Annotated in this window: 22 protein-coding genes; 10 read left to right on the plus strand and 12 right to left on the minus strand. The window is 70.4% G+C overall.

What is annotated here, in order from left to right:
- Positions 1 to 9: 9 nt before the first annotated feature.
- From J2Y46_RS10900 to J2Y46_RS10915, 4 genes are all read right to left on the minus strand, one after another.
- Positions 10 to 666, minus strand: a complete 657-nt coding sequence (locus tag J2Y46_RS10900; RefSeq protein WP_310242236.1) for a hypothetical protein — start codon at positions 664 to 666, stop codon at positions 10 to 12.
- Entirely contained in the window at positions 663 to 2,030 is a 1,368-nt protein-coding gene (locus J2Y46_RS10905; RefSeq protein ID WP_310242238.1) for a glutamate decarboxylase, read from the minus strand. Before J2Y46_RS10905 ends, J2Y46_RS10900 begins: the two co-directional genes overlap by 4 nt.
- A 166-nt stretch (positions 2,031 to 2,196) precedes the next feature.
- Positions 2,197 to 2,889 (minus strand): response regulator, encoded by a 693-nt coding sequence (locus J2Y46_RS10910; RefSeq protein ID WP_310242240.1) that lies wholly within the window; start codon positions 2,887 to 2,889, stop codon positions 2,197 to 2,199.
- Positions 2,886 to 4,151 carry an ATP-binding protein gene (locus tag J2Y46_RS10915; protein WP_310242241.1) on the minus strand — a complete coding sequence of 422 codons (1,266 nt, stop codon included), beginning with the start codon at positions 4,149 to 4,151 and terminating at the stop codon, positions 2,886 to 2,888. The genes J2Y46_RS10910 and J2Y46_RS10915 overlap by 4 nt, the downstream gene beginning before the upstream one ends.
- 184 nt (positions 4,152 to 4,335) lie before the next feature.
- On the opposite strand from J2Y46_RS10915, the gene J2Y46_RS10920 reads away from it, so the two are divergent.
- Entirely contained in the window at positions 4,336 to 5,787 is a 1,452-nt protein-coding gene (locus J2Y46_RS10920) for a cation:dicarboxylate symporter family transporter (protein ID WP_310242244.1), read from the plus strand.
- Positions 5,788 to 5,831: 44 nt separating this feature from the next.
- Here the strand turns inward: J2Y46_RS10920 and J2Y46_RS10925 are convergent, their stop codons facing one another.
- Genes J2Y46_RS10925 through J2Y46_RS10935 form a run of 3 tightly spaced genes read right to left on the minus strand, consistent with a single transcriptional unit; the run spans position 5,832 to position 6,358 of the window.
- A complete protein-coding gene (locus tag J2Y46_RS10925) occupies positions 5,832 to 6,017 on the minus strand; it encodes a hypothetical protein (protein ID WP_045297299.1) in 186 nt (61 codons plus the stop codon).
- 13 nt (positions 6,018 to 6,030) lie between these two features.
- On the minus strand, positions 6,031 to 6,165 hold the full coding sequence (locus J2Y46_RS10930) for a hypothetical protein (RefSeq protein WP_310242245.1): 135 nt from the start codon (positions 6,163 to 6,165) through the stop codon (positions 6,031 to 6,033).
- A gap of 10 nt (positions 6,166 to 6,175) precedes the next feature.
- The gene (locus tag J2Y46_RS10935; RefSeq protein WP_045297298.1) at positions 6,176 to 6,358 is read right to left on the minus strand and encodes a DUF5302 domain-containing protein; all 183 of its coding nucleotides are present in this window, start codon (positions 6,356 to 6,358) and stop codon (positions 6,176 to 6,178) included.
- A 312-nt stretch (positions 6,359 to 6,670) separates the two neighbouring features.
- On the opposite strand from J2Y46_RS10935, the gene J2Y46_RS10940 reads away from it, so the two are divergent.
- From J2Y46_RS10940 to J2Y46_RS10950, 3 genes are all read left to right on the plus strand, one after another.
- Entirely contained in the window at positions 6,671 to 8,950 is a 2,280-nt protein-coding gene (locus J2Y46_RS10940) for a polyribonucleotide nucleotidyltransferase (protein WP_045297296.1), read from the plus strand.
- Between the two features lie 287 nt (positions 8,951 to 9,237).
- Positions 9,238 to 10,290, plus strand: a complete 1,053-nt coding sequence (locus J2Y46_RS10945; protein WP_045297295.1) for an aldo/keto reductase — start codon at positions 9,238 to 9,240, stop codon at positions 10,288 to 10,290.
- A gap of 114 nt (positions 10,291 to 10,404) precedes the next feature.
- A complete protein-coding gene (locus J2Y46_RS10950; RefSeq protein WP_045297294.1) occupies positions 10,405 to 11,007 on the plus strand; it encodes a histidine phosphatase family protein in 603 nt (200 codons plus the stop codon).
- A 13-nt stretch (positions 11,008 to 11,020) separates the two neighbouring features.
- On the opposite strand, the gene J2Y46_RS10955 is transcribed toward J2Y46_RS10950, so the two are convergent.
- On the minus strand, positions 11,021 to 11,494 hold the full coding sequence (locus tag J2Y46_RS10955) for a GNAT family N-acetyltransferase (protein ID WP_310242249.1): 474 nt from the start codon (positions 11,492 to 11,494) through the stop codon (positions 11,021 to 11,023).
- A gap of 70 nt (positions 11,495 to 11,564) precedes the next feature.
- On the opposite strand from J2Y46_RS10955, the gene J2Y46_RS10960 reads away from it, so the two are divergent.
- Complete coding sequence (locus J2Y46_RS10960; protein ID WP_310242251.1) at positions 11,565 to 12,380, plus strand: dihydrodipicolinate reductase C-terminal domain-containing protein; 816 nt, start codon at positions 11,565 to 11,567, stop codon at positions 12,378 to 12,380.
- Positions 12,377 to 12,826: a hypothetical protein gene (locus tag J2Y46_RS10965; RefSeq protein ID WP_310242253.1), complete on the plus strand. Its 450-nt coding sequence runs from the start codon at positions 12,377 to 12,379 to the stop codon at positions 12,824 to 12,826. The genes J2Y46_RS10960 and J2Y46_RS10965 overlap by 4 nt, the downstream gene beginning before the upstream one ends.
- Positions 12,827 to 12,840: 14 nt before the next feature.
- Here the strand turns inward: J2Y46_RS10965 and J2Y46_RS10970 are convergent, their stop codons facing one another.
- The 4 genes from J2Y46_RS10970 to J2Y46_RS10985 all read right to left on the minus strand — a co-directional run bounded on the left by J2Y46_RS10970 (position 12,841) and on the right by J2Y46_RS10985 (position 15,287).
- Positions 12,841 to 13,770, minus strand: a complete 930-nt coding sequence (locus J2Y46_RS10970; protein WP_045297286.1) for a TIGR01777 family oxidoreductase — start codon at positions 13,768 to 13,770, stop codon at positions 12,841 to 12,843.
- Positions 13,763 to 14,188: an OsmC family peroxiredoxin gene (locus tag J2Y46_RS10975; protein ID WP_045297285.1), complete on the minus strand. Its 426-nt coding sequence runs from the start codon at positions 14,186 to 14,188 to the stop codon at positions 13,763 to 13,765. Before J2Y46_RS10975 ends, J2Y46_RS10970 begins: the two co-directional genes overlap by 8 nt.
- Positions 14,189 to 14,317: 129 nt before the next feature.
- A complete protein-coding gene (locus tag J2Y46_RS10980; RefSeq protein ID WP_310242256.1) occupies positions 14,318 to 14,857 on the minus strand; it encodes a DUF4395 domain-containing protein in 540 nt (179 codons plus the stop codon).
- Positions 14,850 to 15,287: a thioredoxin family protein gene (locus J2Y46_RS10985; RefSeq protein ID WP_045297283.1), complete on the minus strand. Its 438-nt coding sequence runs from the start codon at positions 15,285 to 15,287 to the stop codon at positions 14,850 to 14,852. Before J2Y46_RS10985 ends, J2Y46_RS10980 begins: the two co-directional genes overlap by 8 nt.
- Positions 15,288 to 15,433: 146 nt before the next feature.
- On the opposite strand from J2Y46_RS10985, the gene J2Y46_RS10990 reads away from it, so the two are divergent.
- From J2Y46_RS10990 to J2Y46_RS11005, 4 genes are all read left to right on the plus strand, one after another.
- On the plus strand, positions 15,434 to 16,243 hold the full coding sequence (locus J2Y46_RS10990) for a thymidylate synthase (protein WP_310242259.1): 810 nt from the start codon (positions 15,434 to 15,436) through the stop codon (positions 16,241 to 16,243).
- A complete protein-coding gene (locus J2Y46_RS10995) occupies positions 16,240 to 16,764 on the plus strand; it encodes a dihydrofolate reductase (protein WP_310242261.1) in 525 nt (174 codons plus the stop codon). Before J2Y46_RS10990 ends, J2Y46_RS10995 begins: the two co-directional genes overlap by 4 nt.
- A 21-nt stretch (positions 16,765 to 16,785) precedes the next feature.
- On the plus strand, positions 16,786 to 17,550 hold the full coding sequence (locus J2Y46_RS11000) for an SDR family oxidoreductase (RefSeq protein ID WP_045297280.1): 765 nt from the start codon (positions 16,786 to 16,788) through the stop codon (positions 17,548 to 17,550).
- Positions 17,551 to 17,966: 416 nt separating this feature from the next.
- On the plus strand, positions 17,967 to 18,854 hold the full coding sequence (locus J2Y46_RS11005; RefSeq protein ID WP_045297279.1) for a type IV toxin-antitoxin system AbiEi family antitoxin domain-containing protein: 888 nt from the start codon (positions 17,967 to 17,969) through the stop codon (positions 18,852 to 18,854).
- The last annotated feature ends 188 nt before the right edge of the window (positions 18,855 to 19,042 follow it).

Below are 19,042 nucleotides of genomic sequence, written 5' to 3' on the forward strand. Positions count from 1 at the left end.
TTCGTCCTTTCACTCCGCCTCGCCGATCGTACGGCGGGCGAGGAGGGCCGCCGCGAAGAAGCAGAGCGCGCCGACGCCCGTGCCGAGGTTCGCCCACAGCGGGCTCACGAGCTCGCCGGTCGACGGCAGCACGAACGCGGCGACCGCCGACACCCCGAAGGCGATCGACCCCAGCAGGTTGAGGCCGGTGCCGTGCCATGTGCGCGCGTCGCGATCCCACAGCGTTCCCCGGTCCTTCGTCGCCACGACCGCCAGGACGCTGGAGACGAGGAAGGCCGCGGAGCCCCACGCGTCAGGCCGCCATCCGGCCCCGACGTAGTCCGGATCCGTGATCGCGGCGATGAGGGCGGCCGCGGTCGACACGTTGAACAGGAGCGTGCCGGCGAACTGGATGGCGGCGGCCCACCAGTCGACGCGGTCCGCCCGGTTCATGCGCGCGTCAGGCGCGCGGCGCCCGCTCAGCAGGAGCTGGATCAGACCCGCCGTGGTGAAGAAGATCGATCCCGCGAAGAACGTGACGTTGGCGCCGACCGGACCCGCCCACGCGGCGTAGGCCGGGACGACGCCGATGAAGAACAGCGCCGACCCGACTGCGAAGCCCCAGGACTCCCGCCGGAGTCGCCCGATCCGCCGCGCGGTCGGGTCCAGCGGTCGTCGCGCGCTCAATGGTGGAAGCTGGGGCCGATGCCGGGGTGGGGCATGGGACTCTCGAGCGAGTCGAGGAACTCGGTCTCGCTGCGGATGTCCTTCAGCAGGTCCTCGGCGAGGTCGCGGCTGAGCCCGTTGCGACACACGATGCGCATCACCGTCTGATCCGACAGCTCGCCCGACAGCGGATACGCGGGGACGAGCCATCCCTTGATCCGCAGTCGCTCCGACAGGTGGTACAGCGTCCACTTGTCGGTGTGGCCCGGGGTGAGCCGCCAGGCGAACACGGGGATGTCGGTGCCGTCGCTGAGCAGCTCGAACGCGTCGAGTTCGGCGACCCCCGACGAGAGGTACACGGCGACGTCCTGCGAGGCCTGCTGGATCGCGGTGTAGCCGGCGCGGCCGAGCCGGAGGAACCGGAAGTACTGCAGCAGCACCTGCGTGCCCGGACGCGAGAAGTTGAGCGCGAAGGTGGGCATCGAACCGCCCAGGTAGCTCACCTTGAAGACGAGGTCGTCGGGCAGCGCCGCGGCGTTGCGCCACACCACCCAGCCGACCCCCGGATACACGAGCCCGTACTTGTGGCCCGACGTGTTGATGGACTGCACGCGCTCCACACGGAAGTCCCACTCGAGGTCGGGCTGCAGGAACGGCGCGATCATGGCACCCGATGCGCCGTCGACGTGCATCGGGATGTCGAGCCCGGTCTTCTCCTGGATCTCGTCGAGCTTCGCGGCGATGGCCTTCACCGGCTCGTACGCGCCCGTGTAGGTGACACCCACGATCGCGACGACGCCGATCGTGTTCTCGTCGACGTAGTCCTCCAGCCCCGTGCCGTCCATCAGCGGGTGCTCCGCGGTCACGGGGATCAGCCGCATCTCGACGTCGAAGTAGTTGCAGAACTTCTCCCAGCACACCTGGACCGCCGAGCTCATGATGAGGTTCGGCTTCTCGGTGGACTTCCCTGCCGCGCGACGTGCGTGCTGCCAGCGACGCTTGAGTGCGAGGCCGCCGAGCATGCACGCCTCCGACGAGCCGATGGTCGACGTGCCGATCACGTCGTCGTTGTCGGGCACGTTCCACAGGTCGCCGAGGATGCGCCAGCAGCACTCCTCGATCGCAGCCGTGGCGGGATACTCGTCCTTGTCGATCATGTTCTTGTCGGCGGAGTCCACGGCGAGCCGGTTGGCGTAGTCGTCCATCCACGTGCCGACGAAGGTCGCGAGATTCAAGCGTGCGTTGCCGTCCAGCATCGTCTGGTCCCGGATCACGCGGTACGCCGTCTCGGGCAGCATCTCTCCCTCGGGGATGACGTTGTATCTCGCGGTCGTCGCCTCGCCGGCTCGGGTGAAGGTGGGCTGGAGCGCCTCGTCCTGGTACATGCATCCTCCGTCGCTTGCGGACCTGTCGCGCGGATGCGCGTCGGAGTGTGCGGTGCCCAGTCCACCGCACCCCCGGTTCGGCCCCTTCGGTGCCGAAGCTATACCGCTGAGGTCCTGCCGTCATCCCTGAATCGCGCGTGAGCGCGATGTTTCGTCGCTGTTCGCCTTACGGAAGGGACGGATGCTGCGCCCACGCGTACTCGGACTCCGGCCGGCCGCGCGTGCCGTAGCGCGCCGCGCGCTGCGCGCGGCCCTCCGTCACGAGGTGCTCGAGGTAGCGACGAGCGGCGACGCGCGACATCCCCAGCCGCGCCGCGGCCTCCGCGGCCGAGACGGGGCCGCGCTCGCGCACCTCGTCGCTGATGCGGGCGAGCGTGTCGGCGGAGAGGCCCTTCGGCAGCGCCACCCGGGTCGCGGGTCGAAGCGCCCCGAGGAGCGCGTCGATCTCAGCCTGCGTCGGTGCACCCGCAGCCTCGGCCGCGCGCCGCCGGAACTCGCGGTACTGCTCCAGGCGCTCGCGGAAGACTGCGAAGGTGAACGGCTTGACGAGGTACTGAGCGACGCCGAGCGACACCATCTGCCGCACGACGTCGGCGTCACGGACGCCCGTGATCGCGATGACGTCGACGGCGGCGCCGCGGGCGCGCACGTGCCGCAGCACGTCCAGCCCTGTGCCGTCGGGCATCGTGACGTCCAGCAGCACGAGGTCGATCTCGTCCCCGCGCTCCAGCACGGCGTCGATCGCAGCACGAGCGCCCGTGCACTCGGCGACGGCCTCGAAGTCGTCCAGGCGCGCGAGGTAGTCCCGGTGCAGTTCGAGCGTGAGCGCGTCGTCGTCGACGAGGAGGACGCGGATCATGTCGGCCTCGCCGGGAGGGTGACCACGAAGACCGTCGGGTCGTCGCGCAGCTCCAGCCGACCGCCTGCGCTCGCCACGATCGAGCGGACGAGCGCGAGGCCCACACCGCGTCCCTCGGCTCCGCCGGGCTTGGTGGTGAAGCCGTGCTCGTAGATGCGCTCTCGCAGCGCCGCGGGAACGCCGGTGCCGCTGTCCGACACCTCCATACGCAGCGACGCGGGGGAGGAGGGCGTCCTCCCGAACACGACCCGCACCCAGCGGGGCGCCTCCGCTGCGGCCGCAGCATCCATCGCGTTGTCGATGAGATTGCCGACCACCGACACCGCGTCGACGGGCGACAGCACGCTTCGTGGCGCGTCCGGGTCGATCTCGGCCGACCACTCGATGCCGCGCTCACGTGCCTGGGCCGCCTTGCCGAGCAGCAGCGCCCCCACGGTGGGGTCGCCGCCACGCCGCGCAGCCACCTGGTCGACGAGTTCCTGGCTCTGGCGCGACGTCTCGGTGAGGATCTCGATCGCCTCGCCGGTGCGGCCGAGCTCGAGCAGCGACACCGCGGTGTGCATGCGGTTGCCGTGCTCGTGGGTCTGCGCGCGCAGCGCCTCGCCGAGCGTCCGCACGGACTCGTACGAGGCGACCGCGTCGCGGATCGTCCCGGCGGGCAGGTCGCCTGCAACGCGCCGAGTCGTGCGGCGGGCGAGCCACGCGCCCACGAGGCCCGCCGCGAGCAGGGCCAGTGCGATCGACACGACGAAGGGCAGCCGCGGCAGGATCTTCGACCAGATGCTGCCGATCGTGACGCCGACCGAGACCCAGCCGACGAGTTCGCCCTCGGCGGTCACCGGCACGATCGTCCGCACCGACGGGCCCAGCGTGCCCGTGAACTCCTCGGTGAAGACGCTCGGCGTGCTCGGGATCGTGCCGAGGTAGTGCCGGCCGATCTCGGCGGGGTCGCGGTGGCTGACTCGGATGCCGTCCGGGGTCATGATCGTGACGAAGTCCAGGCCTGTCTGCGCCATCACGTCAGCCGCGAGCGGCTGCAGCGCCTCCGAAGGGTCGGGCGCGCTCAGGGACTGAGCCACCTCGGGCAGCGACGCGAGGGACGACGCGACCGCCCGCGTCACCTCCTCGGCCTCGTTCCGTTCGGAGCGCTCCGCGTCGAGCACGAGCACGGCGGCGAGGGCGGCGACGATCACGGCTGCCGAGACGGCGACGACGACGAACACGCGCGATGCCGCGCTGCCCCGCTGCGTCTTCGCTGACATGGCCCTCCTCGTCGATGCCGCCGCCTCCATCCTCGTCTGCCGAGGGCGGCAGGCGGGAGTCCGCGGGTGCGACCAATACGACCGTAAATCGCCGGTCGCCTCCGAGACGCGCACGCTGTCTCACACGCCGCACTCTCGAGCGGCACCGCGGAAACACCGCCGTTTCATCCCGCAGGAGGCAATGATGGCTCTCTCAACCCGCACCACGTCCTTCACGCTGCCCGGCTTCAACTGGAGACGTGGCAAGCAGGCGTGGGACAAGCACACCTGGCTCTACCTCTCGGTCATCGCCGCCGTCGTTCTGGGCGCGATCGTCGGGCTGGTCTGGCCCGACGTCGGAGTCGCGCTCAAACCGCTCGGCGAGGGCTTCGTCGCCCTCATCAAGATGATGATCGCGCCGATCATCTTCTGCACGATCGTGGTGGGCGTCGGTTCCATCGCGAAAGCGGCCACCGTCGGCAAGATCGGCGGTCTCGCGCTGCTGTACTTCATGGTGATGTCGACGTTCGCACTCGCCATCGGCCTCGTCGTCGGCAACCTGCTGCACCCGGGCGAAGGTCTGAACATGGCGAACGCCACATACGAGGCGACCGCCGAGGCGAAGACCACGCAGGAGTTCATCCTCGGCATCATCCCTGCGACGTTCTTCTCGGCCTTCACCGGCGAGAGCGTGCTGCAGGTCCTCTTCATCGCTCTCCTCGTCGGCTTCGCGCTGCAGCAGATGGGCGACAAGGGCACGCCCATCATGAACGCGGTGAAGCACCTGCAGGCGCTGGTCTTCCGCATCCTCGGCATGATCCTGTGGCTCGCGCCGATCGGAGCCTTCGGCGCCATCGCCGCAGTGGTCGGCAACACCGGCATCGCCGCGATCTGGGCCCTCGGCACGCTGATGATCGCGTTCTACATCACGTGCGTGCTGTTCATCGTGGGAGTCCTCGGCACGCTGCTGTACGCCGTCACCCGCGTGAACATCTTCAGCCTCATCAAGTACCTGGCGCGCGAGTACTTGCTGATCGTCGGCACGTCATCGTCCGAATCGGCGCTGCCCCGCCTCATCGCGAAGATGGAACACCTCGGTGTCTCGAAGCCGGTGGTGGGCATCACCGTGCCGACCGGGTACTCGTTCAACCTCGACGGCACCGCGATCTACCTGACGATGGCCTCGCTGTTCATCGCGAGCGGCATGGGCGCCCCGATGTCGATCGGCCAGCAGATCGGCCTTCTCGTCTTCATGATCATCGCCTCGAAGGGCGCAGCCGGCGTCACCGGTGCGGGCCTGGCGACACTCGCCGGCGGTCTGCAGGCGTACCGGCCCGATCTCGTGAACGGCGTCGGCGTCATCGTCGGCATCGACCGGTTCATGTCGGAGGGCCGTGCGCTCACGAACTTCACCGGCAACGCCGTCGCCACGGTGCTGATCGGCACATGGACGAAGGAGTTCGACGCCTCCCGCGCGCGCCGCGTGCTCGCCGGGGAGCTGCCGTTCGACGAGACGACCCTGTCGGGCGACGGCCACGACGGGATGTCGCCCGCCACGGACGCGGTCGGCGTGCAGGGCCTCGAGGAGGCTGCGATCAGCGAGGCGGAAGCCAAGGAGCGCCGCGCCCGCCAGCGCGAGGAGCTGCTCTCTCGCTGATCCGACGGCACGGGCGGGCGCGGGTCGAACCCGCGCCCGCCCGTTCAGTCGTCCGGGGCGATCTCGCCGGCCTCGATGGCCGACTCGCGCTCCTCGAGCTCGAGCTCGTCGACATCCTCTTCGACCGCCTCGAGGGGGTCGATGGTCGGCGGCGGGAGCTCGAACTCCACGCTGTCGTCGACGGGCACGTCGCGCTCGTCGTCGGGGATCCGCTCTCGGAAGTCGCTCATGGCCTTCTCGCGATCACTCCTCGCCGTACGGCGGCAACTCGTCTTGCTCGATGGCGCCCGCGACGGGAGGGCCGTCGTCCTGACCGTCCAGGTCGGGCAGCTCGTCGGCCTCGTTCGAGATCTCGTGGAACGTCGGGTCGAAGACCATGGCCTTGCTCCTATCCGCTCTTGCGACGGAACTCGCGCTTCGTGACCGCGCCGTGCGTGCCGTGGATCGCCGAGTCGCCATCCATGTGGGACTCGCCCTCGCGGTGATTCGCGTTCTTCTTGTCGAGTGCTTCCTTGAACTTGCGCTTCATCTCTTCGGATGCCGCAGACGCCGGCTTCTCGTCGGTGCTCATGCCCCCACCCTAGGCGCGGCATCGGACGCTCGCCAGGGTGGGGGGCTATCCGAGGCGCTGCTGATAGGCTTGGGCGGGTTGCCGTGTGGCAACCGCTCAATTCCATATGTGAGCTACACGGAGCAGGCCGGCAGGAAGCTGGTCCCCTGTGGTGGATTCCCCGCCGGACGACGTCGGGTGATCTTCTACTGGTGACCAGCGCTGGCGAACCCCGCGGCACCCCCGCGCGCCGAGATCTGCCTGTTCCTGCTCCTTCGCACAAGCTCGTGCGCGAAACGCGCGTGCGAGCCTAAACAAAGAAGGAGAGACCTCTTGGAAGGTCCTGAAATCACCGCCGCTGAGGCCGTTCTCGACAACGGCCGCTTCGGCACCCGCACCGTCCGGTTCGAGACCGGACGACTCGCGCAGCAGGCACAGGGTGCCGTCGCCGCGTACCTCGACGAGGAGACGATGCTCCTGTCGGCGACCAGTGCCGGCAAGTCGCCTCGCGAGGGCTTCGACTTCTTCCCGCTGACCGTCGACGTCGAAGAGCGTTCGTATGCTGCGGGCAAGATCCCCGGTTCGTTCTTCCGTCGCGAGGGCCGCCCCTCGACCGAGGCGATCCTCGTCTGCCGTCTCATCGACCGCCCGCTGCGCCCGTCGTTCGTCGACGGTCTCCGCAACGAGGTGCAGATCGTCGTCACGGTGCTCTCCATCGCGCCGGGCGAGTTCTACGACGCGCTCGCGATCAACGCGGCCTCGCTGTCGACCCAGATCTCGGGCCTGCCGTTCTCGGGCCCGATCGCCGGTGTGCGCCTCGCGCTCATCCCGGGTCACGGCGAGCACTCCGACCAGTGGATCGCGTTCCCGACCGTCACGCAGCTCGAGGAGGCCGTGTTCGACCTCATCGTCGCCGGTCGCGTCCTGCCCGATGGCGACGTCGCGATCATGATGGTCGAGGCCGAGGCCACCGAGCACAGCTGGAACCTCATCAAGGCCGGCGCCACCAAGCCGAGCGAAGAGATCGTCGCGCAGGGCCTCGAGGCCTCGAAGCCCTTCATCAAGGAGCTCGTCGCGGCGCAGAACGTCGTGGCGAACGCCGCGGCGAAGGAGATCCAGCCGTACCCGGTCTTCCCGCAGTACAGCCAGGAGGTCTATGACTTCGTGGCCGGTCGCGCGTACGACCAGCTCGTGCCGGTGTACCAGATCGCCGACAAGCAGGAGCGCCAGAACGCCGACGACGCGATCAAGGACGCCGTCAAGGCCGAGCTGCTCGCCGCCGTCGAGGCAGGCGATCTTCCCGCGGTCGCGACGCTCGAGTTCAGCGCCGCATACAAGTCCGTCACGAAGAAGATCGTGCGCGGCCGCATCCTCGCCGAGGGGGTCCGCATCGACGGGCGCGGCCTGGCCGACATCCGTCCGCTCGACGCCGAGGTGCAGGTCATCCCGCGCGTCCACGGCTCGGCGATCTTCCAGCGCGGCGAGACCCAGATCCTGGGCGTCACCACGCTGAACATGCTCAAGATGGAGCAGCAGATCGACTCGCTGTCGCCCGTCACGAGCAAGCGCTACATGCACCACTACAACTTCCCGCCCTACTCGACCGGTGAGACCGGCCGTGTCGGCAGCCCGAAGCGTCGCGAGATCGGGCACGGCTTCCTGGCCGAGCGCGCGCTCGTGCCGGTGCTGCCCAGCCGCGAGGAGTTCCCGTACGCGATCCGCCAGGTGTCCGAGGCTCTCGGCTCGAACGGCTCGACGTCGATGGGCTCGGTGTGCGCCTCGACCCTGTCGCTGCTGAACGCGGGTGTGCCGTTGCGCGCCCCCGTCGCCGGCATCGCGATGGGTCTCGTGTCGGACGAGGTCGACGGCCAGACGCGCTACGCCGCGCTGACCGACATCCTCGGCGCCGAGGACGCCCTCGGTGACATGGACTTCAAGGTCGCCGGCACGAGCGAGTTCGTCACCGCGATCCAGCTCGACACGAAGCTCGACGGCATCCCGTCGTCGGTGCTCGCCGCCGCGCTCACGCAGGCCAAGGACGCGCGCCTCACGATTCTGGGCGTGCTCAACGCCGCGATCGACGGCCCGGACGAGATGGCACCGACCGCCCCGCGCGTCATCAGCGTGCAGATCCCGGTCGACAAGATCGGCGAGCTGATCGGCCCGAAGGGCAAGACGATCAACGCCATCCAGGACGAGACCGGCGCGCAGATCTCCATCGAGGAGGACGGCACCGTCTACATCGGCGCGACCGACGGCCCCTCGGCCGAGGCCGCTCGGGCCCAGGTCAACGCGATCGCCAACCCCACCAACCCGGAGGTCGGCGAGCAGTTCCTCGGAACGGTCGTCAAGATCGCGACGTTCGGCGCGTTCATCTCGCTGCTGCCTGGAAAGGACGGCCTGCTGCACGTCAGCGAGGTCCGCAAGCTCGCCGGCGGCAAGCGCGTGGAGAACGTCGACGACGTGCTCTCCGTGGGTCAGAAGCTGCTCGTCAAGATCACGAAGATCGACGACCGCGGCAAGCTCTCGCTCGAGCCGGTGCTCGAGGAGGCTGCTGACCAGGAGGGTCGCGCCGCGGCCAGCGAGGGCCCGGAGGCTCCCGCCGAAGGCTGACGCCTCGCCGTCCGGTGAAACCCGGTCGTCGGATCACGGATGCCCGTCCCCGAGAGGGGGCGGGCATCCGTCGTGCGTCGTCCGGTAGGGCTTCGCGCACGTTGTCCACCGGGCAGGGGACGTATCCCCTGGGGATCAGCCCTTGTGACCAAAGCGTTATGTAATGTTTATCCATAGTTCGCCTCAGTGAGCGGCGCCCTGTCCGGACTGGCCTACCCTGTGTGTAAGCGCCGGGGGGCGCGCACAGTGATCACGAGTCCCGCGGGGATCTCGTGAGGGGGTGGCACATGGCTTACTTCGGCGTTGACTCGACGCTCCCATCGTCGAGTCCGGATGCCGCATCCACGCAGCCGGGCGCCGTCGTGCGCGGCCCGCACCCCTCCGCTCCGATCCCCGTGCAGGGCCCCTCGATCGGCAGCAACGTTCGCGTCGCGCTCGGCGAGAGCGGCTCGCACATCTTCCCGCTGATCCTCGGCGCCGCCGAGTTCGGGTGGAACGTCGACCTCGAGTCGAGCCATGCGATCCTCGACACGTATGCCGAGCTGGGCGGCAACACCGTGCACACCGCCGACAGCTACTCCAGCGGTCGCAGCGAGCACATCATCGGCCAGTGGCTGCAGTCGCGCGGTCTTCGCGACGACATCGTGCTCGCGGTCCGCGTCGGCGGTCACGCAGACAACCCCGGTCTCGGCCCGGTCAACCTGGTGCGCGCCGTCGAGGCTTCACTGACCCGGCTGCGCACCGACCGCATCGACGTGCTCTACCTCGATGCGACGACCGATCGCTCCTCGTCGCTCGAAGACACGCTCGCCACGGCGGAGTGGCTCGTCGAGACCGGCAAGGTGCGGGCGCTCGGCGCCATCGGCTACAGCGCCGCGCAACTCGTCGAGGCGCGCATCTTCGCGTCGGCGGGCTACCCCCGGATCACCGTGCTCGACGTCCCGTTCAACGTGCTGCGCCGCCACGAGTTCGACGCCGATCTGCGTCTCGTCGCCGGGGCGCAGGGCATGGCGGTGACCCCGTCGCACGCGCTGGAGCACGGCTTCCTCGCGGGCCGGCAGCGCTCGAAGATCCGCGGCGCCCTCTCGGTGCGAGGGGCGCAGCTGGCGGCCAACCTCAACCGCCGGGGGAGCCGGACGCTGCGCGCGCTCGACGCCGTCGGCGCCGAGCTGGGTGTTCCCGATGCGGCGGTCGCCGTCGCCTGGCTGCTCTCGCAGAAGCTCGTCACCGGGCCCATCGTGAACGCGTACGCGCCGCAGCACGTCGAGGAGCTCGTCCAGGGCGTCGGCGTCCGCCTCAGCCGCAGCCAGCTGGCCGACATCGGACGCGCCTCGGAGTAGACCCACCGGCGCTTGAGACTCGCCGTCCACAGTCGCTGAACCGCCCCGACGAGGTGTCGTAGGCTGGATGCTGTGCCTTCCCCAGGGCACGCGATCCCCGACGGAGTGAACTGCGTGACGCACTACATCTACCTCGTGCGGCATGGCGAACATCAGGACGCCGAGCACGGACTCGTCGACGGACCGCTGTCGCCTCGGGGCCGCCGGCAGGCGGCGCTGCTGGCGGACCGGCTCTCCGGGGTGCCGTTCGACGCGCTGTGGCATTCGCCGCTCGAACGCGCCAGCCAGACGGCTCGCGCGGTCGCCGAACGGATGCCGTCGCTCACGCCCGAACCGTCCGCCCTGCTGTTCGACTGCGTGCCGACGGGCATGACAGACGAGACCCCCGCCGCTTTCGAGCCGTTCTTCGGCTCGATCACCGAAGCCGAGGTCGAGGCGGGTCGCGCCCAGATGTCGGACGCGACGAGCGAGTTCCTGGCGCGCAAGCGCGGCGAGGTGCACGAACTCCTGATCACGCACAACTTCGTGATCGCGTGGTTCGTGCGCGAGGTGTTGCAGGCGCCCGACTGGCGCTGGATGACGCTCAACCAGGCGCACTGCGGGCTGACCGTCATCGCACAGAAGCAGGGGCGTCCATGGACGCTGCTGTCGCACAACGACCTCGCGCACCTGCCGGTCGAGCTGCGGACGGGCCTGCCCGAGGTCTACCCCGTCTGACCCGCCTCGGTGCTCAGAGCACCTTGCCGTACCAGCGGGACGCGTTCGGGTTGTCGTTGTAGGGCTCGATCGCGACGAATCCGGTGCGCGCGTAGAGTGCGCCGGCTGCCTCGAGCGAGTGGTGCGTGTCGAGTACGAGCTCGGCGGCGCCGAATCCGCGGGCGCGTTCGATGAGGTCCTCGACGAGCAGGCGCCCCCACCCGCGCCCGCGTGTGACCGGCCGCAGGTACAGGTGCTTCAGCTCGTACCGCGGGCCGAGCGGCCCTTCGGGGATGAGACGGATGCCGCCGCAGCCCTGTGCGACGCCCTCGTCATCGTCGAGCACGACGAAGACGCCGGCGGGAGGCAGGAAGGCCGCCGGATCGGGGAAGGTCGTCCGATACGCGACGCCCTGGTCGGCGAATCCCTCGGTGCGGATCCGGAAGTACTCGGCGAGGAGGTCGTGGGCGTCGGGCGCATCGACGGGGGAGGGTCGGAGAGTCACCACGCCTCCAGAGTAGGCGTCAGCCGCTGCCGCGCGGCCCGGCTGCTCTCCGGCCCCCGCCTAGGATGGAGGCATGACGACACGCGTGGCCATCGTCGGAGGCACCGGAAAGCTCGGAGCGATCATCCGCGACGTGGTCGACGCCGAACCAGGTTTCGAGGTCGCCGGGGTGCTGTCGTCCCGGTCGGAGCTGTCGGAGCTCGACGGCGCGGACCTGGTGGTCGATGCGTCGACGCCCGCCGTGTCGATCGACGTCGTCCGCGCCGCGATCGAGCGCGGCATCAACGTGCTCATCGGCACCTCCGGCTGGTCGGCCGAGCGCATCGCGCTGGTCCGCCCGCTCGTCGAGGCCGCCGGCACGGGCGCGGTCTTCATCCCCAACTTCTCGCTCGGCTCGGTGCTGGGCTCGGCGCTCGCGGCCGCCGCGGCGCCGTTCTTCCCGTCGATCGAGATCGTCGAGGCGCACCGCGAGACCAAGATCGACTCGCCCAGTGGCACCGCCGTGCGCACGGCCGAGCTCATCGCCGCCGCGCGCGACGGCGTCGGCCCGGTCGAGTCGCCCCACGTCGACCAGCGCGCCCGCGGCCAGCAGGTCGCGAGCGTGCCGATCCACTCGCTGCGCCGCCCGGGCGTCGTCGCACGCCAGGAGACGATCCTGTCGGGGGCGGGGGAGTCGCTCACCATCGTGCACGACACCGTGGAGCCGGCGCAGGCGTACGGTCCCGGCATCCGTCTCGCCCTTGCCGCCGCTCGGGACGCCTCGGGAGTCACCGTCGGCCTCGACAGCCTGATCGACATCGGCGTCGGTCGCCGCACGTCTCAGCCCGACGGGCGCCCCGTCGACGAGGGCGGCGTGCCCGGCCAGGTCGCCCGCGCGACGGGGGCATGAGCGCGCGCATCGGCGTCGCCGTCATGGCGGCGCTGCTCGCGCTGTACATCGTGCTCGTCGGGCAGCGGGCGTGGCTGCTGCTCGTGAGCGGCGACCCCGTGGGCATCGCGATGGGCGCGGCGCTCGTCGTCCTGCCGCTCATCGCCGCGTGGGCGCTCGGGCGGGAGCTGTGGTTCGGCGTGCGTGCGCAGCGGCTCGGCAAACGGCTCGAGGCCGAGGACGCTCTCCCGCAGGAGGAGGTCGCCGTGCGTCCGAGCGGCCGCGTGATGCGCGAGGACGGGGACGCCGTGTTCCCGGTGTACCGCGCCGACGTCGAGGCCCACCCCGACGACTGGCGGGCGTGGTACCGGCTCGGACTCGCCTACGACGCCGCCGGCGACCGCCGTCGCGCACGAGAGGCGGTGCGCGCCGCCATCCGGCTGGAGAAGGCCGACCGCCCCGGCTGAATCCCGGCGCGCGATCAGGATGCCGCGGGCACGGCGGCTGCGACCGCGTCCTCCACCGTCGGGTGCGAGAACGCGAAGCCCGACGTCTCGAGCGCATCCGGCACGACGTGCGCATCTGCGGTGAGGATCGCCTCCGTGGCGTCCGCACCGAGGGCGAGCTTCATGCCCCACACCGGCGCGCGCAGCAGGAACGGGCGGTTCATCCGCACCGCGAGGGCGAACCCGAGATCGTTCGCCGTTGCGCGCGTAGGCCCGGAGAGGTTCACCGGACCGGTGAGGCGGGCGTCGATCACGTGTCGGATCGCGCGGACCTCGTCCTCGAGCGAGATCCACGGCCACGCCTGCGTCCCGCGGCCGATCGGGCCGGAGAGGCCGAGCTTCGTCAGGAGCATCAGCGGCTTCAGCACGCCGTCGGCGTGCACGACCGGGGCAGTGCGCAGCACCGACACCGCAGCATCCGTCCCCGCGCCGTATGCCGCGGCCTCCCACTCGCCGCAGAGATCCGCGAGGAACGACTCGCCGCGCGGTGCGTCCTCCGTGAGGCGCGCACCGGGCGCGGAGCCGTAGTAGCCGACGGCCGATGCCGACACGAAGTGCGGGGACCCCGTACCGAGTTCGCGCACGGCTCGGGCGAGCGCGCGGGTCGGCGCGATGCGCGACCACAGCAGTGTGCTCTTGTACGACCGCGTCCACGGGAAGCGTCCGATGCTCGCACCGTTGAGCCCGACGACGGCGTCCGCCCCCTCGAGCACCGCGGGATCCAGCCGCTCGGCCGTCGTGAGCCACTCGACTTCGTGCGCGGCCTCGGCGGGCCGGCGCACGAGCGTCGTCACCTCGGCGCCGTCGGCGCGGAGGCTCTCGACGAGCGCCCGGCCGATGAGGCCGGACGCCCCGGCGACGACGATCCGCCTGCCGTCGTCACTGCCCGGCGGGCCTTCAGGCAAGCGTGGCCTCGATGGTGATCTCGATGCCCGCGAGGGCCTGCGAGACGGGGCATCCGGCCTTCGCGCTCTGGGCGAGTCGCTCGAAGTCCTCCGGCTCGAGTCCCGGGACGACGGCGTTGACGTTCAGGTGGCTGCCGGTGATGCCCGTGCCCGGCTTGAACGTGACGGAGGCGGTCGTGTCGATCGACTCCGGGGGAGTGCCGTTCTCGGCCAGGGCGAGCGAGAACGCCATGCTGAAGCACGAGGCGTGGGCGGCGGCGATGAGCTCCTCGGGGGTCGTGACGGACGTCGAGCCCTCGCTGCGCGCCTTCCAGTTGACGGGGAAGGTCCCGAGGCCGGACGACACGAACGTGGTCTCACCGGACCCGTCGAACAGTCCGCCCTTCCACACCGTGGTTGCTTCGCTGGTGACGGTCATATGGGCCTCCTCGCTGACGGACGCCCGCGTGCCGGGCGTCTCGCGTCAGCCTATGGCGTCGGCCCGCCGCACCGCGATGGGTTGACAGGGGATGCTGAGCCCCTCGGCCCGCGGACGGCCGACCGGGCGTCAGGCCGAAGCCGGGCGGGCGCGGCCGACGATGCCGGCGCGCTGCAGGAGGAGGTACAGCTGGCAGCCGAGGCAGAGCCCGAAGACGGCGTTGAGGAACGCGGCGATGAAGGCCGCAGCGGCGGCGATCGTCAACGCCCACGGCATGCCGAACAGCTGCAGCGCGAGACCGAGTGCCGACACGAACAGGCCCACGCCCTGCGCGAAGCGCGGCGGGCGCGGGTCCTCGAGCTCGCTCGGAGCCGATAGGCGCGGCGCCACGACGGTGCGGTACAGCGCGCCCCACGGCGCGGTGCGCGGCGAGACCACGCCCCACAGGAAGAGGAGGGTCGTCGCGAGCAGCAGGAGGAAGGCGGGGTCGAGGAACCGCTGGGCGACGCTCGCCGCGGAGACCGCCCATCCCTCGGCCGTCTGCGCCGTCGACAGGCCGGTGAGCCCCAGGAACACGACGATGAGCAGCAGCACGGCGGTGATGCCGGCTGCGAAGCGCGGGCCCCGGGGGTCGATGCCGCGTGGGGAAGCGTCCGCTCGGTCAGACATTCGCGTCCTCTGCGATCAGGCGGTTGAGCTCGAGCTCGAGCACGTCGCGGCCGGGCGCGCCGCCGAAACGCGTCTGCACGACGCCGTTGCGGTCGAGCACGAGCGTGGTCGGCGTCTGGAGCACCTGGAAGTGCTTCGCGATGTCGGGGCGGTGGGTGAGGTCGACGTCGAGGTGGCGCACGCCCTCGTGATCGTCGGCGATGGCCGAGAGCGTGCGGTGCACGCCGGGACAACGGGCGCAGAGCTCGGTGCTGAACTGCAGCAGGGTGGCGACTTCGCCGAGTCCGTCGGCGCCGAGGCGGTGAGGTTCGATGACCTCGTGCTCGACGTTGCGGCGGGCGTGGGACTGTCGCCAGTTCAGGAAGACACCGAGTGCCACCGTCGCCGCGAGGAGCGCGGCGAGGGCGATGAGGGCGCCGACGAGGTTCACAGCAGATCAGGCTAACCCCTTTCACCTGAATGGAGGCCGAATCGGGGAATATGACGCGATCGATGTAACAGAAGGGGCGGCGCCGTGAGGGACTCGCACGGTGCGGGCACGGCCGGGATGTCCCGGGCGCCGGTATCGTGGCAGCCGTGACGACGCCGATCCCGACCCCGTACGAAGACCTTCTGCGAGACGTGCTCGAACACGGCACCCACAAGGACGATCGCACCGGCACCGGCACGACCAGTGCGTTCGGCCGGCAGATCCGGTTCGACCTCGCACAGGGCTTCCCGCTCATCACCACCAAGCGCGTCCACTTCAAGTCGATCGCGTACGAGCTGCTGTGGTTCCTCCGCGGCGAATCGAACGTCGCGTGGCTGCAGCAGCACGGCGTGACCATCTGGGACGAATGGGCGGATGCCGCCGGCGAGCTGGGCCCGGTCTACGGGGTGCAGTGGCGGTCGTGGCCGACGCCGTCGGGGGAGCACATCGACCAGATCGCGCTCGTGCTCGACCAGATCCGCGCGAACCCCGACTCGCGTCGGCTGATCGTGTCGGCGTGGAACCCCGCCGACATCCCCGACATGGCACTCGCGCCGTGCCACGCGATGTTCCAGTTCTACGTCGCCGACGGCAAGCTGTCGTGCCAGCTGTACCAGCGCAGCGCGGACCTCTTCCTCGGCGTCCCCTTCAACATCGCGTCGTACGCGCTGCTGACCCTCATGGTCGCGCAGCAGGCGGGGCTCGAGCCCGGCGACTTCGTGTGGACCGGCGGCGACTGCCACATCTACGACAACCACGTCGAGCAGGTGCGCGAGCAGCTCACCCGCGAGCCGTACCCTTACCCGACGCTGCGCATCGCGCGGACGCCCGAGTCGATCTTCGACTACCGCTACGACGACTTCGTGCTCGAGGACTACCAGCACCACCCCGCGATCCGCGGGGCGGTCGCGGTATGACGGCCCCGATCGGCCTCATCTGGGCGGAGGCGCACGACGGCGTGATCGGCGCCGACGGCGGCATGCCGTGGCATGTGCCCGAAGACCTCGCGCACTTCAAGGCCCTGACACTCGGCGCACCGGTCGTGATGGGCCGACGCACCTGGGAGTCCTTCCCCCCGCGCTTCCGCCCGCTGCCGGGGCGGCGCAACATCGTGATCACCCGACAGGAGCAGTGGACGGATACCGGCGCCGAGCGCACCGCATCGCTCGAGGCCGCGCTGGCCCTGGCCGACGAAGGCGGGCCCCAGCGCATCTGGGTGATCGGCGGCGGGCAGCTGTTCCAGGAGGCCATCGAGCTCGCCGACCTCCTCGAGGTCACCGAACTCGATGTCGCGGTCGCGGGAGACACCCTGGCGCCCGACCGCGCCGGCTGGGTCACGGCCGCGACGGACCCGGTCGACGGCTGGCACACGTCGGGTTCCGGCATCCGCTACCGCTTCCTGCGACTGGTGCGGCCGGAGGCGCACGGCTTGAACTGACACGGCAATAGGCTGGCGCGCATGGCGAAGACGGCGCTCATCACCGGTGCGAGTTCTGGTCTCGGTGCGGAGTACGCGCGCCAGCTGGCGGCGAAAGGCGCGCACCTCGTGCTCGTCGCGCGAGACCGGCACGCGCTCGAGCAGCTCGCGGTGCGGCTGCGGTCGACCTACGGGGTCGAGGTCGACGTGCTCGGAGCCGATCTGCTCAAGCGCCGCCAGCGCGAGCGGGTCGAGGCGCGCATCGCCGACGAGGCCCGGCCGATCGAGATCCTGGTGAACAACGCAGGCTTCGGGCTGCCCCTGGCTTTCGAGCGCAACGACATCGAGGACGAGGTCCGTCACCTGGAGCTGCACGTCGAGGTGCCGATGCGCCTCACGCACGCCGCGCTGGGCGCGATGCTGGCGCGCGGGCACGGCCGCGTCATCAACGTCGCGTCGGTGGCCGCCTTCATCCCGCGCTCGACGTACGGCGCCTGCAAAGGGTGGCTCGTGAGCTTCAGTCGCTGGGCGAACGGCCGCTACGGCCCACGAGGCGTCACGGTGACCGCGGTGTGCCCCGGCTACACCCACACCAACTTCCACGAACGCCTCGGGCTGCCGCCGGGGCAGGAGGGCGTGCCCGACGGGATGTGGCTCGACGCGCGCGACGTCGTGGCCGAGTCGCTGCGCGACGCGGCACGCGGTGCCGCGGTGTCGATCCCGTCGCTGCGGTACAAGGCGCTCGTGGCCCTGGCCCGCTTCGCCCCGCCGTCGGTCGCCGCGCGCATCGGAGAGCGCGGCCGCTGAGCCGGCCCGGGTCTCACCGGGGACCCCCTCCCATTGCCGAAACACGGGTCGGCAAGGGCGACACGCCGGTGTCGGATGCCGCGGCCCGGCGTGTCGCGCGATCGACCCGTGTTTCGGCGGAATGCAGCCGGCGGTCGCACCGTCGAGCCCGGCTCGCCTGCAGCCGTCGTGAGATTCACCGGTCTGTGTGCCGAGGCACGGGTCGGTAACGGGGGCACGCCGGTGACGAATGCTGCGACCCGGCGTGTCGGATGACCAGCCAGTGCTTCGGTGGCAGCCGGGGAGGGGCCTCGTGCGCTCGGCGGTGCGACGGGGGAGGGAACCCGGGGTTCCTCCCCTGACGACTCGGCTCGAAGCTTCTCCACTGATCGACCCACCTGGTCCGCCGGTGCGAAGAGATGGCGCGACCGTGAGGCATGACCGTCGAATCCGCCGTTGCTGCCGTGGAGCTGATCGGAGGCGTCGCGCGCACCCGGGACATCGTCGCGCAGGGCGTCCGGAAGAGTGACCTCGGCCGGGCCCACGCCGAGGGGCTCCTCCTGCGACCTCGGGTCGGCGTGTACGCGACACCTTCCACCCCAACAGCAACCGTCGAGGCGCTGAGCCATCGCGGACGCATCGCATGCGTGACCGCGGGACGCGCCTACGGGCTGTGGCTCCTCGACGACGGCGATCAGGAACCGGTCCACACCTGGATCGACGAGAAGCACCACCCGATGCGGATCGCCATCCATCCTGAGCCCGAGGAAGGTGCATGCTGCGCCTTCCACCGTGACATCGCCGTTGACGAGCCGACATTGGCGTCCGTCGGAATCCTTCACTGTCTCCGGCAGATCCTTGCGTGCCGGGGCGAGGAGGCGTTCTTCGCGGCGCTCGAATCGGCTCTGCGGCAGAGTCTGGTCGATGATCAGGCGCGAGAGCGGCTGAAGCTCAGCCTCCCCGCTGGGTTTCGCTGGCTCGTCGACTTCGCTCGCACCGACGCCGGCAGTGGGCTCGAATCCCTCGTTCGGCTGCGGCTCCGCAGGTACGGGCTCGCGCTCACCCCGCAGGTCGCCGTTCCCGGGGTCGGCGTGGTCGATTTCGTCATCGGCGACTGCCTGATCGTGGAGGCCGACGGCGACACCCATGACGGACCGTCTCGGCACCGTGACCGCGTACGCGACGCCGCGGCGATGGCACTCGGCTTCATCACACTTCGCTTCGACTATGCGCTCATCGTGCACGACTGGGAGATCGTCGAGGCTGCGATCCTGGCCGCTTTCTCGCGGAACCTGCACCGGAGCCCCGCCGGCCTCACGTGGTGAGAACGGTCTGCCTCGGTCCGACCCGCGGCACGCAGCATCCGTGTCCCTCCACTCGTGCGAGCGCCGAAACACGGGTCGACGACTTCGACACGCCGGCGACGGAGGCGTCGGCCCAGCGTGTCGCGCGATCGACCCGTGTTCCGGTGAAGCCGGGTCGCCGTCGTGGGGTGACCGTCACCGGGCGCGCC

Source organism: Microbacterium sp. BE35, from assembly GCF_031457705.1.
GTDB lineage: Bacteria > Actinomycetota > Actinomycetes > Actinomycetales > Microbacteriaceae > Microbacterium > Microbacterium trichothecenolyticum.

Coding starts and splice junctions, on each gene's coding strand:
- J2Y46_RS10905 (WP_310242238.1), bottom strand. CDS start 2,030: ATGTACCAGGACGAGGCGCTCCAGCCCACCTTCACCCGAGCCGGCGAG.
- J2Y46_RS10910 (WP_310242240.1), bottom strand. CDS start 2,889: ATGATCCGCGTCCTCCTCGTCGACGACGACGCGCTCACGCTCGAACTG.
- J2Y46_RS10915 (WP_310242241.1), bottom strand. CDS start 4,151: ATGTCAGCGAAGACGCAGCGGGGCAGCGCGGCATCGCGCGTGTTCGTC.
- J2Y46_RS10920 (WP_310242244.1), top strand. CDS start 4,336: ATGGCTCTCTCAACCCGCACCACGTCCTTCACGCTGCCCGGCTTCAAC.
- J2Y46_RS10925 (WP_045297299.1), bottom strand. CDS start 6,017: ATGAGCGACTTCCGAGAGCGGATCCCCGACGACGAGCGCGACGTGCCC.
- J2Y46_RS10930 (WP_310242245.1), bottom strand. CDS start 6,165: ATGGTCTTCGACCCGACGTTCCACGAGATCTCGAACGAGGCCGACGAG.
- J2Y46_RS10935 (WP_045297298.1), bottom strand. CDS start 6,358: ATGAGCACCGACGAGAAGCCGGCGTCTGCGGCATCCGAAGAGATGAAG.
- J2Y46_RS10945 (WP_045297295.1), top strand. CDS start 9,238: ATGGCTTACTTCGGCGTTGACTCGACGCTCCCATCGTCGAGTCCGGAT.
- J2Y46_RS10960 (WP_310242251.1), top strand. CDS start 11,565: ATGACGACACGCGTGGCCATCGTCGGAGGCACCGGAAAGCTCGGAGCG.
- J2Y46_RS10965 (WP_310242253.1), top strand. CDS start 12,377: ATGAGCGCGCGCATCGGCGTCGCCGTCATGGCGGCGCTGCTCGCGCTG.
- J2Y46_RS10975 (WP_045297285.1), bottom strand. CDS start 14,188: ATGACCGTCACCAGCGAAGCAACCACGGTGTGGAAGGGCGGACTGTTC.
- J2Y46_RS10980 (WP_310242256.1), bottom strand. CDS start 14,857: ATGTCTGACCGAGCGGACGCTTCCCCACGCGGCATCGACCCCCGGGGC.
- J2Y46_RS10995 (WP_310242261.1), top strand. CDS start 16,240: ATGACGGCCCCGATCGGCCTCATCTGGGCGGAGGCGCACGACGGCGTG.
- J2Y46_RS11000 (WP_045297280.1), top strand. CDS start 16,786: ATGGCGAAGACGGCGCTCATCACCGGTGCGAGTTCTGGTCTCGGTGCG.
- J2Y46_RS11005 (WP_045297279.1), top strand. CDS start 17,967: ATGACCGTCGAATCCGCCGTTGCTGCCGTGGAGCTGATCGGAGGCGTC.